The following is a 14,282-nucleotide window of genomic DNA, read 5'->3' on the forward strand; positions in this document are numbered from 1 at the left end:
CGACCCGAAGGAGACCTTCAAATCGGTGAAAAGCGTTCGCTCAATCAGCGTGAAGGCAGAGTGCGGCAATCGCGAATGCCGTTACGTCGCTGCCGCTGCACAAGCGCGTCTTTGCGCCCGAGAAGGCCTCAAAGATGAGTTCATGTGCGGAGTACGAACTTGAGCCATTGCGCATCCTGTAGCTTCCTGCCCAACTCAGTAGCGCGTTGAACGATTCTTGGCTTCCTCAACGCCGCAGCCCGCGCTGTCTGATATTGGCAATGCAATCGGCTTCATCGATGCAGAGCCAGACGAGCGCCGTGGCATTCGCCTCGGCTTCGTCCACGAGCCATCCATATGCCCTCGATAACCCAGCTATCGGAGGCTGACGCATCCCTCGCAAACGCAATGGCATCATCTCGGTTGCGTTGCTGCCGGCCGACTACGAGAAGCGCTTGATCAAGAATGACTTCGTGTGGGCAAGCGCCAACCGCGACCGCAATCTCGGCGAGTGGACCAAGCGATACGACGGCAAGTCGGAGAAGAAGTAGGCGATGCAAGATCCTGCCATTCAAGAGGGCCTGGATCCCAGCAACGACGTCGCGATCGTCGGCGCGGGCATCCTGGGCTTGTCGCACGCGGCGGCTGCGGTCAAGCGCGGCCTGCGCGTGACGGTGTTCGAGCGCAGCGAAATTGCTGTCGGAGCCTCGATCCGCAACTTCGGGCAGATGCTGGTGACCGGCCAGCCGCCCGGGATCATGCTCGACCTGGCACGCGAGAGCCGTGCGCAGTATCTCGGCTGGGCCGGGCAGGCGGGCCTCTCGGTGCGTGCCAGCGGCGCGCTGCTTTTCTCGCGCAGCGGGGCGGAAGATGCCGTGCTGGAAGAGTCCATGGACACCCGCGCACCGGTCTTTGGCTGCCACGCGGGCCGACGCCATCCAAAATACCCTGGAGACGGCCATGGTCACAGCAGCCTCGGGCGGCTGGTGGCGCGGAAGCGCTTCCACAATTTGCGTTGATTCGATCGGTCGTCGGCGACTCGAGCGGCCAGGAAGCCACGCACGTAGTTTGCCCCCGGGGCTGCCTTGCGATGATTGTGTTCGAGCTGGTTTAGCAAGCCTTCGGCCACTGCCATGTCGTTGCCCCAGCCGAGGTCGTCTTGCAGATTTGCCAAGACTCGGCGATACGGTTTCATGCTTTTGCGTTGAAAGAGGTCCGCAAAAAACTCAGTGGCATAACGCAGCTTCTTAGCGGCGATGCGTGCCCGGTGCCGATGCGGGGCATCAAGCGTGTGAAGACCTCGGCCCCGTCGTACCAGCTTGCGGTGGCGCTTGCGGAGGACACGGCGCGCATGCTCGGAGACGGGCTCGTCTCGCAAGTTGTCATGTAGGCCGCTGCTGGCATCGGGCGAGGCGGCGGCTTCCAGCCAATGAGCTAGAGTCAGCATCAGGCGCGCATACCGTGGCGATTGGACTGCCAGCGAAGCATCGGCCTGGCGCGCTGCTTCAATGGATTTGGCTGCAGCTACGGTTTCGCTCAGGACTTTGCTCTGCTCCTCGCTCGCCTGGACGTGATCGAGCGTGGCATGGGCGAGCACGTGCCAATCGCGGGCATAGCCTAGCTCATTGGCAATCCATTTCACTTCGTCTGCCAGGCCCTCTGGCATCGTGGTCACTTCTTCAAACAGGTCGAGGGCCGACCGGAAGCGTCGCAGTCCAACGCGCATCTGATGGATGCCCTCAGGCGAATTGCCCGCGGCGACAAGTGGCGCATTTGCTTCGATCTGATCCAGGCAACTGCGCAAGATTTTGTGCATTGCCGTCCCCACATTGTCGCGCTTGTTCAGGGTGACTGGGGCGGCGGTGGTCGCCGAGCGCTTTTCGGCGGTCAGCATGCCGTAGCCACGGTCGCTCTTGGTTTGCATGCCTAGTCGAAGTGGTAGTTTGTCGACGAGTCGACGTGCCATGTCGCCGATGCAGTGTGCATCGCCATGCTTGAGTTCGATCTCGATCTCCGAAAATGATTGCTCATGCTCGGCGGCAGTAACCGTGCCCCTATCTACGGCAAGTTCGATGTCATCGCCACTGGACAGTGTCAGCGCCCAGGTCTTGCGTTTCACTGTTGTGCGGAAAGCGGCTATTAGACGAGCTTGCAGGGCGTCGTCTCTGAGAAGTCTCGATAGCGGCGAGGACTTAGGTACTGACGCCCGCAGCGCGTTTAGATTGGGCTCGGAAGTTTCCACGGCCGTCTCGTACTCCTCGCGGTCGTACAGCCCGCCGGTCGGGGCACCCCCGGATTTCAAGGTCTGGACGAGTTGATCCTCTACGCTGCGGACGCGCAGCGATGCACCGTGCTTGCGGAATAGGAAATCCGGGGTGTCGAAGTAATCGCTTTCTAGAAGTTGGTCTCTCGGCGTGTCTGCTTCCAGTTCGAGAAGCTTGGGCAAATCGTTCCAAGCGATGTTGGGCTCGACCGCAAACTCAAGTTTCAGTTCCTTTTCCACATCCGCTCCAAAGATGAGCCGCCTCACCCATTTCGGTTTCTACAAACGACCAAGAAATTTCTGCATGTTCTGCCCTAAGGAGGGCCCCCGTGCAGCGATTCATCGATTTCGGTGTGAGGGTGCAATACTCGTGCCTTCCCGGGCTTCGCACTGCCGTGGTATGACGGCTGTGCGCGGGGGGTAGGTGAGACCGGTATGTCACGCATCGAAAGCACTAGAAGGTCTTGGCTGGCATGTCTTGCAAGCAAAAGAGACCGAACGGAGGTCCCAAAAATGCGATCCGTTAAATGGATTACTCGCCCGCGTTGATTTGCAGCCGGCGGCAATCCCGGCGAGTTCCACCGGTTTTGCCAGAGCGAGCGCCAAGTGCTTGAGAGCTCCGGGGACATGGATTCCCCGCTCGAAAAACCGTTTGTACCGTGCCAACCAAGGTGTGATGGCGGGCTAGAGGGCGGTGGCGAAACGCGGAATCTTTCCACTGACGTCATCGCAGAGGAAACACTGGCGGCGCGCTACCAGGATCCGAAGTTTCTGCCCTCATATACATTGAAAGCCATCGGACCGTGCTTGGATGACTGCTCTCAGGTGCAAGGCCGACGCCTAGGTTGCTGAGTGGGTGCCAAATGAACGACGGTTGATGGCCGGACACGGCCCCTGCGAGCAAGTCGCCGGCTGGCCACTGGTCGCTCGACTTTGGGCGGCGGCGACCAGCCACCCTCATGCGACTCGCCTGAGCAATTCGGGCAGACAATCGGCCAATTCTGGCTGAATCCCTTATCTCCCGTGGCACTTCTTGAACTTCTTGCCGCTGCCGCAAGGACACGGGTCGTTGCGGCCGGGCTGGTCGCCCCTCACCACGGCCTCCACGCGCGGGCCCAGGCTCTTCCAGATCTGGCGCAGGTCGTAGACAGCCCAGATCGCCTCGCCGAAGGTTTCCACGCGCGCCTGGCTGGTGCTGGGCGGGCCATCCTCGCTGTACATGCAGACCTCGGGCTGGCCGGTGTCGTCCTCGGTCAGGGCGACAATGGCGTCGAGCGCGTCGTCCAGCCACTGGGCGGCTTCCTTGTCGCGTGGGGCGGCCCATTCCTCGGGCCAGTTCTCCACCGCGAACATGAAGCCCAGCGCCCACACCTGGCCAAACGACGGGATTTCCCGCCCGTCCATCTCCGCGCGCTCTTCCTGGGGCAGGCTCAAGATGGCGCCGCGCATGTCCATGGCCTCGGGATGGAAGGTGCGTTCGTCCTCCAGCGTCTCCACGGGCTGGTCGAGCTGATGCTCCACCTCGTTCCATCGACGCTGCCACAGCTCCATGAAGCGGGTCTGCTGAGCCGCTTCATGGAACGCGGGCAGCAACGGCAGGGGGCTGCCCTCGGCCACGTCGAGCGCCGCGCCGTCGCCCAGCAGCATGGGCAGGTAGTCGGCAGCCGGGATGTGGCGGCGCGTGCAAACCAGGGCCGTGAGAAAGCCGTCGCAGAACTCCCATTGCGGGATTTCCTCAGCGCGCTGGCGCAGGTCGTCCAGCAGATCATCAAGCTCCTGGAGTTCGTCGGGCGTCAGGGCGGTGGCTTCGGTCATGAGGCGGGTTCTCGCGGTGCGGGGTGGGGATGCGCTTGACGCATCGCCGCGAAGTATAGCGCGGCCCCTTTGCAGAAGTGCGTCGTACGACTTGCGAGACCGTGACGTTTCGGTACCGCGCGCCGAGCTGGGTGCATCCCCTCGGCCGTTCGCCGGAGCGACGGCCGCTCCCGAGTGGCTCCTGTTGACCGGTCTCGGACCGATGCCCGTCGCGAAGCGGCAAACCTTCGGTCTGCCGCGCCGTTGGCGAGGCGGAATGCTGTCGGACCAGCTTTTTCGCCGGCGTCACCAAACTGCTGCAGCAGGCGGGGGGCGACCGGCGTCGATGTGAAGCCCTATTTCGACTAGTCGTGCGCGAGAGCGAAGCGACTCTTTAACTGAGTCGCTCGGCAAGCCCGACGATGATGCCTTCTGGACCACGAATATAGGCGAGCCGGTACGATTTCTCGTACTCCATCCGGCCAATGAGTTCTGTGCCATGGGCCTGCATTCGCGCAACGACCGCATCGATGTCATCAACGGCAAACATGATGCGACGAAGGCCCAAAGCATTCACTGGCGTGGCCACGGGCCCAAACCTGACTGCATCTGGCGTGTGGAATTTGTCCAGTTCAATTCCCTGCCCGTCGGGAGTCCGCAGCATAACGAGGGTGGCTCGGATGTCCCCGAGACCTATGAGGCTCCCGACAGAAGGCCCTTCAACCGTGGTTTGCCCCTCAAACGCGAGGCCCAACTCGATAAAGAATGCCTTCACGGCTTCGAGGTCGTCCACAACTATCAGGACGTTGTCTATTCGCTTGACGGTCACGTTCTTTGGTCCCTCAACGGTGTCACGAACTTGGGGAGTTAGTTGGGCCTCCGGATCAACGGGGAATGAGAAAACAGCCTACCCAAGAGCTGCCGTTGGCGAGCGGCAGCTTTCTGCCGGTCACGGATCAGCGCACTAAAGTGCTCCGTGAGTCCCCACACAATGACGCTCAGATCGGACTTAAACGACAAAAATTACTGGACATATCAGGATCTGTGTTTCCGGCCCGTCTTAGTGCCCCCGCGCTTTGGGGGGTTCTTTTCGTGCGAGACCTGCTCCAGTTGGCTTTCGTCAGCCTTCGGCTCAGCGCTCTTCTGGTCGGCAACACTGACTTCCTCGACCATGATCGAGTAGCGCGCTGGGTCCCATCGGAGCGACTGCCTCCCCGAGCCGCCATCGAGAGGTGACACGATTATCTCAACTCCGTCCTTTCCCATCTCGCAGTCTTGGAAAACAGCGCAGTACTCATTGCCCAAGACCAAAATGCGTCGTCCGGGAAACTGCTCCCGCAGGTCATGGACCTTCTCGGTAAGTGCGATGAGCATGCGGTGACCTTCGGGGCATTTCTTACCTAGATGAACCAGCAAACCGGAGAAGTTGATTCTAGCTGCGGTCAGCCGCTTGCATATCCATGAAATGAGGCGAAAACCACGCTTTAGATCCGGGTCAATCTAACGGGATGTGAAAGCGCTGTTGCTCCCGAGAGGCTTAGCGGCCGACGCATCGGTCATCTGCATTTCGCTTCAGGAAGACGGCCATGCAACATCCTATTCTTATTGGGGATTCAGTCGGAAGAAGTCACATGCTTGACGTTAAGACGGAGCTGCGGGATCTGGAGATGAGCACCCGGCATATCACGGAGGGACGACAACGCATTCGCCGCCAGATCGCCCTTGTTCGAGAGTTGCGCGCGGACGGTCATGACACCACCTTAGCACTCAAACTGTTGGATACCCTGCGGGAGGCAGTGGCTGCGGAGCAAAAGCATCGAGCACTGATAGTGACGGTGCTAAATGAACATCCCAGACTGCGGCTTGTCGTTGCCCAGATCGAGGGCGCGCTTGAGCCAGCGCCAGGCGGAGAAAACACGGATTCGACCCGGAAGGTCCAGCGATCACTCCGTCCATAGATTCTCCCAGTGCTGAGAATACGTAGTCTGCCGGGTGCCACGAGACGCTCGAGTATTGCTCCATCACCGAGGGGAAACTAATCCTCAGTGCCAAGCTTTCGCTTGTCAGTTACGACGAACACCTCAATGAGACGGCGGTGGCCGATGTAGTCGAGGGCATGAACGTACCTCGCGTCCTGCCAGACTAACGAGTCGGCAAAATAGGGCCCGACGATCCCTGGTATCAGGCTGAAGGCCTTGAGTTGCTCCAGCGCCTAGTTGACATACTCGGCTTCAGATAACTCAGGCCCCATTGCCGCTGCTGTGAGGCTGAGACGTCAGGCTTTCATCATACCGTGATGTAAGGCGCCGTTGGAAAATTGCCGTCGTTATTCCGGCGGCACTTTGACGTGACGCCAATGCGCTCGGGCATCCGACCCGAACCCGATTCTGGGCAAAGTGCAGAAAACCACACCCCGGCCAGCCCTCAATCACCAGAAGATGCACGGAAGTTACGATGACCCCGAGCTTCACGTTACCTGGTGGAACAGACTACGGCAGTTGCCACGATAGTCCGATGGACTGACCCCGTTTGCTCGCCGGAACGCGCGGCTAAAGTTCGCAACGTCAGCATACCCAAGCCGGTATGCTATCTGCGAAATCGGAAGACTCCCCTCGACAAGGAGCTTCCGGGCGCGTTCGTTACGCGCATCAAGCGCGAGGTCGCGGAAACTGCTTCCCTCCTTCCTGAGGTAGCGGTCGAGCGTGCGCGACGATAATCCAAGAAACTGTGCAAGACTCTCCAGAGTAGGCTGGTTGTCGTCTGCCTCGTGTAGCATCATGACAACCCATTCTGTCCAGTTTCTCGGCTCGGCGTACTTCTGCAGCAAAGCCTTGCATCGGACCTCCGCCACTCGTACCGCGTGTTCATTTGCCAGGGGAAGCGGGGCGTCCAAATCCCACGTTTCCGCGACCATGCGGACTTCCGGCAGCGGCGAAGCCCGGAAGTGAACGCGCGCCGGTGCGAGTTCCCGATAGCGTTCCGCATGCGGCGGCGGTGGCATCGACATGTAGATGTCATAAACGGACGAGCGACTCTGCAATGCCTTGCATTGCAGGTGCGTTGAGACGGCAATGGCTTCCTGTAGGAATTCCAGGGTTTGCACACCCATCGGCTGCGTCGGCCGGAAGACGAGTTCCGCGCTATCGCCGGTGCGCTGATACGTCATCCTGAACATAGGCGTTATGAGCTGGTAATAGCGGGAGCACAAGCGCAGCGCGTGGTCAAGCGTTGAGCACGAGAGTATCGCGAGCCCCAGAATGCCGTGGGCGCTCGGCTTGAGCCGGCGGCCAATTTCGAAGCCAAAGTCACTGCGTCCGGTCAGAAGCGCGGCTTTCGCAAACAGGCGCTCGAGTTGTTGCGTGGTCAGGCTGAATTCCGCTTCCTGGAACTCGTCGGGGTCGATCTCCACGCCGTGAAGCAGTTCACCCAGTGACGTGCCTGCCGATTTCAGATAGCTGCGCATCAACAGGAAATAGCGGGCCGGGGACAGAGGCCGTGTCGTGCCTTTCATTTCTACCGGACTGAGTGAGGAAAGTTGCACGGAAGGTACGCTGTCTGAAAATGATAGATCACTGTCTGAAAATGACAAGCAGAAAAGTCGGCTACCTACGCAGAATGAAGGCCTGCAAATGAGCCCGAATCCATCCCGGACGGGGCCACGAGAGGAAGATGCCATGCTGTTCGAATCCATCGAAACCGGTTGCCTGAACGATGAAGATACCCCCTGGATTCCCCTTGAGGGGTACCGCGACGCCGTGATGGTGAAGTACTTCAAGATCGATCCGGTACGCGGAGAGACTATTACGCTACTGAAGGCGCGCGCCGGCATAGAGATGCCCCGCCACCATCACACTGGCACCGTGATTGTCTACACGGTCCAGGGAAGATGGCGTTACAAGGAACACAACTGGGTCGCGCACGAAGGCAGCGTCGTCTACGAGACCGCTTCGACGCGGCACACACCGCAAGCGGCCTACGCCGAAGGCCCCGACATTATCACCTTCAACATAGTGGCTGGCGAACTGCATTACCTCGACGACCAGGACAACATTATCGCGGTGGAGAACTGGAAGACCTCGATGGACCGCTACCTCAATTACTGCGAGGCTAACGGCATCAAGCCGAAAGACCTGTCTGCCTTCGAGAGTTGACTCAGGCAAACGGAGGATCGAGGCGGCCGGCGCGCGTTGGATCGTCATGGCATGGGCGGCAGCATCGCACGCTCCAAACGCGAGCGCTATGCGCTATCCAAGCATGCGGTAATGGGTGTTACATGTGCTGCCGATGGAACTGGCCGATACGCAGGTCGGCGTGACTTCCGTCTACCTAGCATAATCAACACGTCGATTAACCATCATGGCAGAAGCGATCGTGGATGGCATCGCAGCGACCGTTCCCTCGCACTGGCTAGCCCGCAGGCCTGGACGTACCACATCACGTGGATGTCACGTGCAGTATTCAAGTCGATGAGGAGCGTGGCGCTAGGGCGGCTATCTCGACCTCCGCAGTAATGATGCGAAGCGAAGCACAATGTATTCGAAAACGAAGGAAGAGACATGAACGTAATGACCCGCGAGCCGTGGATTCGGCGTGCTCTTTGCGCGCTGCTTGGCGCGATCGCATTTCAGGCAAATGCCGGAGTGACACCGCTCAGCGCTGCCGACGCGCACGAAATTGCCAAGGAAGCCTACCTCTATGCCTATCCGATGGTGTTGATGGAAGTGACGAGGCGCGTCTCTACCAATGTCGAAACGCCCACGGGCATCCGTTCGCCGATGAACCAGTTCGCGCATGCACCTGCGTTTCCTGATGACAAGTTCGAGACAGTAGTTCGCCCGAATGCCGATACCCTCTATTCGTCGTTGTGGTATGACGTCACTCGTGAACCGTTGGTTGTCTCCGTGCCGGATTCCGGTGGCCGTTACTATCTATTGCCCATGCTCGACATGTGGACGGATGTCTTCACTTCTCCCGGTACGCGCACGACCGGGAACGGGCCGCAGCAATTCGCCATCGTTGGTCCGCAGTGGCATGGCAAACTGCCGGCGGGAATTCCAGCGTACGTGTCGCCGACAGGCAAGGGCTGGATGATCGGGCGAACGCAAACCAATGGGACCGCCGACTACGCCTCCGTGCACCAGTTCCAGGCCGGGCTCAAGGTCATTCCGCTTAATGCGTGGGGCAAGCCGGGTTATGTGCCCCCAAAGGGCCGCGTCGATTCTCAGCAGGATATGCGTGCGCCGGTGGAGCAAGTGGCGAGGATGGACGCCGCTTCCTACTTCTCGTTGTTTGCCCGCTTGCTGAGCGACAATCCGCCGCACGCGAACGACTACCCAATTCTTGACCGAATTGCGCGCCTTGGGCTCGCGCCCGGGAAGGACTTCGATCTGAACCGCCAGACGCCGGAGGTCCAGGCAGCATTGAACGCTGCGCCAGGCGCTGCGCGGAAGATGATAGCTTCAGCCTTCCCTCGGTCAGGCGCTGCAGTCAATGGGTGGCGATTCATTGGCAACCCGATCGGCACCTATGGAACGGATTACCTGCGGCGAGCCGCAGTTGCGTTCGGTGGCCTGGGAGCAAACACGGTCGAGGACGCAGTCTACCCGTTTGCGTCCGCGGCCACCGACGGCAGGCCGCTCGACAGCGGTGTCAGGTACCTGATCCACTTTGAAAAGGATCAATTGCCTCCGGCACGTGCGTTCTGGTCATTGACAATGTACAACGATCGCCAGCTCTTCGCTTCCAATCCGATCCACCGCTTCGCCATTGGCGATCGCGATCCGCTTCAGTACAACCCGGATGGCTCATTGGACCTCATCGTCCAGCGCGAACGTCCTACAGGTGGAGAATCCAACTGGTTGCCGGCACCCGCTGCAGGTACCTTTTCGATGAACCTTCGCCTGTATTGGCCCAAGCGAGAAAGCCTGGACGGTACGTGGAAGCTCCCGACGATAAGGCGCGTCGAGGACTGAGGCTGGAGCTAGTGCGTCGGGATCGTCCGGACGCCCATGTGGCACGTCGACGTTACATTCCCATCAGTCTGTACCCGCGAACAGGTAATTGCGTCTTCCGATGGCACCCCGCGCAGCCCACGCTGCGACTGACAGGTGTCAATCTCCAGTCGTCCCTCGTCGCAATAGCGGGTGAGTACCTCCCACCGGGCAGGACGTATTGCTATGGCGCTTTGCTTCGCAGCGCAGGTGCTCGCTCGGGCGCTCCGCGGCGGATTTCAATGTGGGGCGCTCGTGAAAAGACAAGGTGTCCGAATCGGCAGCAGCCGATTTGGCTGGTCGCTCTACTGATCGCTTGACTTGCATCAACCTCGAGCATTGTCGCGCGAAGACATGCAGGACCTGGCGGACTACTTCGCGGCGCAGAAGCCGCTGCCCTCGAGCTACAAGGTCGAAGCCGCGCGCGTGGATGCCGGAGGCAAAAAGGCTGACGAATTGCTTTGCATGACGTGCCACTTAGGCGGCTTCTCCGGGCAGACGAGATCCCCCGCGTCGCCGGCCAAAAGTACGCGTACATCGTCAAGCAGCTCGAGGATTTCCGTGCGAAGCGGCGCACCAACGATGCCGGCAACATGACCAGCGTGTCACGCAACCTGACCGACGACGACATCAAGAACCTGGCCAGCTACATCACCAACCTGAACTGAGCCGCCGGCTGGAAAGGCCGCACGCATCAAGCCAGAAATACCTGACGTCGTGAAAGGCGGCTGCCATGCACAGCATTATCGGCAAGTGAGACGGAAGTAATGCTTGAGTCGCACAGGATGGATGGCGGTGAAGGCAAAGCGTGCGATCCGAAGCGAAACGATGACAACCGCTGCCGCGGACAGACCGCAGGCGTGGAAGCGGTCGAAGCGAAATTGGCGAGAGCGGCAAATGCGTACGTGCGGCTTTACATGGCAATTTTCCTCATTGACCTTTCGAGAACAGACTCGCCGTGGCTGGCCCTTCAGTGTTCTCGTGAACTTTGCGATGTGAAACGACTTGGCATAACCCTTGCGATGTCATGACGAGCGTGGGCCATTCTCACGCTGAGCACCTTTCACAGGAGACCATCATGAAGAAGGACAAGAAGGCGGACAAGAAATCCAGCGATCGTGCTTCGGCGTCGGGTAAGAATTCGAAGAGCGGAAAGAAGGCAAAGAGCGAGGCAACGGCTGGTAAGGAAAACCGTGCAGATCGGGCCAAGAAGCAGCGGAAAAGTTCCCACTAATTACTTCCGGAAAGCTTGACTCCGCGGGGATGGCAGCGGGCCGGTGCATTGGTTCGGTTTTTCTATCCCGAAACAGCAGCCATCGGGAAGATTGCCACTCCAGATGTGGTTTTCGCAGTAGGGGTAGGACCGGAAAGACAAAGCAAACGGGCGGTGCAAACGATCAGTTCCCTTGCCGCTCTATCGAGGGCCGAGCGTTCAGCGCCATTCGTGTGTGATCACCTGAAGGACGACGTGGACGCGCTCGTAGCCGACGTAAGGCGTCGAAACGGTACTGTCCGTGTCGTGTGGGAACATAAACTCATTGCGACTCTCGTGAACCTTCTTTCCGATGGCGAGTTTTCGCCTGCACCCTGGCAGGACGATCAGTTTGATATGGTGTGGGTTCTAGACCGTGCTGGTGCGAAATGGGATTGGAGAGAGGTGCCGCAGAAACTGCTTCCAGAATACTCTTCTTGAGGCATCGGGCTGCCATGGCCCGCGGTTGTCAAAAACTTCGGCTGGCTTTCCTGAGTGTCAACGGGATCACCTCGCGCTGGCGCGGATAGGAAGATAGCCATCGCGGCGCCGCGAAGCTTGCAACCGGGGAATGAAGACGGTGCACATTTCACACCCCGTACTTCCGCGATTTCGTGCATTTCGTGCCGCGGGCGCCTGGCATGTCGGTTGCATTGGCACTGGCGCGGCGGCAACCGGCGCGTCACCCATCCGGCTCCGAGGAGAAATGCCCCCATCACCGGATGTTTCATGGTTGGAGGCGCTACGAGCCAGTTCTGACTTGGAAAGGGCCATGCCTGTGAGGATCTCGTCAATGGGCCTGCTGCCAGAGTACCGACTCCGCCAGTTATTTATGCCTGAGCACGAGACCGCGTCGCTGCAGACACTTTTCCTTGCTGGTGCCGATGAAGCGTTGTTGTGGGTTACCAGCAATTACCCACAGGCGGAACTATCCCTCTTCAACTCAGTGCCAAGCGACAAGGGACGGTGATGAAGCCAGTTCAAAGACTGCTGATCGATAGCGCGATTACCATGAAAGTAAAAGCGGAACTGCTCGCGGCCAAGGGCCTCAATTCCACCGGCGTTAAGGTGAGCACCAACAATGGTGTGGTGTACCTTGGCGGCAGAGTCAATAAGGGCGATCGTCTGGGGTCCTCAACGCGGCCATATCTGTGGTGGGAGTCCGTACAGTGAATGATCAAATGGAACCTGGCGAGTAAGCGACAGTGCCAGCACCCACTTCCCTCACTCCGGGATGTCCACCGCCCAGGCGCGACGACCGTCGTAGGGCACACGCATTACCGCATAGTCAGTCGCACATGGCGCGGTGGTTTGGGATCTGCCAAGGGCGGGCATTGGCATGGAAACTGCACGTCATCAGCCTGAGCGCGCTGGCCCACAGATTGCGGAAGGCATTCCGGTTACAGGACGGCGCGGTCACCCGTATCGCGTTGTCTTGTCCTGCCAGTTGATTTTCATCATCGCCGAGAGGCTCATGCCAGAATCCCACCCGACTTCGTCGCCCTCCGACCGTTGGCGCCATGCCGGCATCGCAGCGGCGGCAGCCACGGCGGCTACTGCGGCGCTTGCCTCCCGACGCCGCGCACGCGCAGCCGAGCGAATGCATCCCCCCATTGGAAAGTTCATCGATGTCGACGGCGTTGCGCTGCACTATGTCGAGCGGGGCGAAGGCCCGCCTGTGCTGCTGTTACACGGCAATGGCGTGCAGATGGAGGATTTCATTGGCAGTGGGCTGATTGATGCGCTATCACGGCGGCACCGCGTGATAGCGGTCGACAGGCCTGGCTTCGGCTATAGCGAGCGTCCGCGGAACCGCCTATGGACGCCGCGGCATCAGGCTGAATGGATCCGCCAGGCGCTAGTCCAGCTTGGGGCCGCGCACCCCGTCGTCGTTGGCCATTCGTGGGGCACGCTGGTCGCGCTGGAGATGGCACTAGCGGGGACCGGGGAAGCCAGTGCGCTTGTGCTTGTTTCGGGCTATTACTACCCGACAGCCCGAGGCGATGTACTGATGAACTTGCCAGGGGCGATTCCATTGCTTGGAGACGTGCTGTGCCACACCATTGTTCCCCTGATCTGGCGGCTGCTGTTCAAGCGCTCGGTGCAGCTAATGTTCAGGCCGGCACCCGTAGCGCCGACGTTCCTCGACGCGGTCCCGGGGGAGATGATGCTTCGGCCGGGGCAGATCCGCGCTGCCTCAGAAGACTCCACCTTCATGATTCCCGCGGTGGAAAGACTTCACCGGCATTATTCCCGGCTGACGGTGCCCGTGACGCTGATCGCTGGTGCCGGGGACGCAATCGTTGATGTGCACGCGCATAGTGTCAGGCTGCACGGCGAGATCCCGGGTAGCACTTTGATCCTTACCCCGGGCGCCGGACACATGGTTCACTACGGCGCGAACGCGTCCATCGTCAACGCGGTGGGAACCATGACGGACACCGGGCTTTAGTCGAGGAATCAGCCTGTGGCACATAAGGGAAAGCACGAGCACAGTCTCCGAAATTTGGATGTCGTGGAATGCAAATTACGGTCTCGAGGAGAGTCCTTTTAGCTTCCGTGAAGCGCACAGTTCATTACCAGTAGATTGGGGGAGTGCGACCGGCAAAGGCATGTCCGCTGCCCGACAAGATCGGCCCTCCGAGTGTCAGCACAAACGCGCAGGCCAACGGGCGCTCATGGCCGGAAAACGACAATCGCAATCGCGGGGCGATCGGTCGTACCGGATATGAAACTGAGGGGCAGTCCACAAAAGCCCAAAGAAGATAGGCGCAGCGCTTCTTATTGAGCGCTCTGTCCAGTTCGGTCTCCGGGTTACCAGATGCGGATGTTACACGAGGCGGTGGTATGGCCGCGATTCTCTCGACTCGACCTGCCAGCGGCCTGACAGAACGCGACAGGTTCTTGCAAATCGCGATATATCAACGTGTTATCGGGCCGAGATTCGCTCAGAGAGGCGTCGGGAGACTAGGCGCGGAGGCCGGTATTCTCGGCCGTGAGTGGG

10 protein-coding genes and 4 pseudogenes are annotated in these 14,282 nt (G+C 59.8%); 8 read left to right on the forward strand and 6 right to left on the reverse strand.

Annotation, left to right across the window (positions count from 1 at the left end):
• Positions 1-407: 407 nt before the first annotated feature.
• A pseudogene (locus tag ACIGJC_RS18565) lies at positions 408-530 on the forward strand (putative 2-aminoethylphosphonate ABC transporter substrate-binding protein); the annotation flags it as partial.
• 3 nt (positions 531-533) lie between these two features.
• A pseudogene (locus ACIGJC_RS18570) lies at positions 534-896 on the forward strand (FAD-dependent oxidoreductase); the annotation flags it as partial.
• 47 nt (positions 897-943) lie between these two features.
• Here the strand turns inward: ACIGJC_RS18570 and ACIGJC_RS18575 are convergent.
• From ACIGJC_RS18575 to ACIGJC_RS18595, 5 genes are all read right to left on the reverse strand, one after another.
• A complete protein-coding gene (locus ACIGJC_RS18575; protein WP_483713560.1) occupies positions 944-2,482 on the reverse strand; it encodes a CYTH and CHAD domain-containing protein in 1,539 nt (512 codons plus the stop codon).
• Positions 2,483-3,256: 774 nt separating this feature from the next.
• Complete coding sequence (locus ACIGJC_RS18580) at positions 3,257-4,057, reverse strand: YecA/YgfB family protein (protein WP_483713561.1); 801 nt, start codon at positions 4,055-4,057, stop codon at positions 3,257-3,259.
• A gap of 373 nt (positions 4,058-4,430) precedes the next feature.
• Positions 4,431-4,865 (reverse strand): VOC family protein, encoded by a 435-nt coding sequence (locus ACIGJC_RS18585; RefSeq protein ID WP_483713562.1) that lies wholly within the window; start codon positions 4,863-4,865, stop codon positions 4,431-4,433.
• A gap of 206 nt (positions 4,866-5,071) precedes the next feature.
• Positions 5,072-5,410: a hypothetical protein gene (locus tag ACIGJC_RS18590; protein ID WP_483713563.1), complete on the reverse strand. Its 339-nt coding sequence runs from the start codon at positions 5,408-5,410 to the stop codon at positions 5,072-5,074.
• 1,093 nt (positions 5,411-6,503) lie between these two features.
• On the reverse strand, positions 6,504-7,577 hold the full coding sequence (locus ACIGJC_RS18595) for an AraC family transcriptional regulator (protein ID WP_483713565.1): 1,074 nt from the start codon (positions 7,575-7,577) through the stop codon (positions 6,504-6,506).
• 133 nt (positions 7,578-7,710) lie between these two features.
• Between ACIGJC_RS18595 and ACIGJC_RS18600 the strand changes: the two genes are divergently transcribed.
• Both ACIGJC_RS18600 and ACIGJC_RS18605 read left to right on the forward strand, forming a co-directional pair.
• Positions 7,711-8,187: a 2,4'-dihydroxyacetophenone dioxygenase family protein gene (locus ACIGJC_RS18600; RefSeq protein WP_483713566.1), complete on the forward strand. Its 477-nt coding sequence runs from the start codon at positions 7,711-7,713 to the stop codon at positions 8,185-8,187.
• Positions 8,188-8,592: 405 nt separating this feature from the next.
• Complete coding sequence (locus ACIGJC_RS18605) at positions 8,593-10,008, forward strand: DUF1254 domain-containing protein (protein ID WP_483713567.1); 1,416 nt, start codon at positions 8,593-8,595, stop codon at positions 10,006-10,008.
• A 66-nt stretch (positions 10,009-10,074) separates the two neighbouring features.
• Here ACIGJC_RS18605 and ACIGJC_RS18610 read toward each other — a convergent pair.
• Positions 10,075-10,196 (reverse strand): annotated as a pseudogene (locus tag ACIGJC_RS18610) (IS66 family transposase); the annotation flags it as partial.
• 169 nt (positions 10,197-10,365) lie between these two features.
• On the opposite strand from ACIGJC_RS18610, the pseudogene ACIGJC_RS18615 reads away from it, so the two are divergent.
• The 4 genes and pseudogenes from ACIGJC_RS18615 to ACIGJC_RS18630 all read left to right on the forward strand — a co-directional run.
• A pseudogene (locus ACIGJC_RS18615) lies at positions 10,366-10,694 on the forward strand (c-type cytochrome); the annotation flags it as partial.
• Positions 10,695-11,104: 410 nt separating this feature from the next.
• Complete coding sequence (locus tag ACIGJC_RS18620) at positions 11,105-11,260, forward strand: hypothetical protein (RefSeq protein ID WP_483713568.1); 156 nt, start codon at positions 11,105-11,107, stop codon at positions 11,258-11,260.
• 987 nt (positions 11,261-12,247) lie between these two features.
• Complete coding sequence (locus tag ACIGJC_RS18625) at positions 12,248-12,451, forward strand: BON domain-containing protein (RefSeq protein ID WP_483713569.1); 204 nt, start codon at positions 12,248-12,250, stop codon at positions 12,449-12,451.
• A gap of 427 nt (positions 12,452-12,878) precedes the next feature.
• Positions 12,879-13,730 (forward strand): alpha/beta fold hydrolase, encoded by an 852-nt coding sequence (locus tag ACIGJC_RS18630; protein WP_483713570.1) that lies wholly within the window; start codon positions 12,879-12,881, stop codon positions 13,728-13,730.
• The last annotated feature ends 552 nt before the right edge of the window (positions 13,731-14,282 follow it).

It is taken from the genome of Cupriavidus sp. C3SS-1 (genome assembly GCF_057073755.1).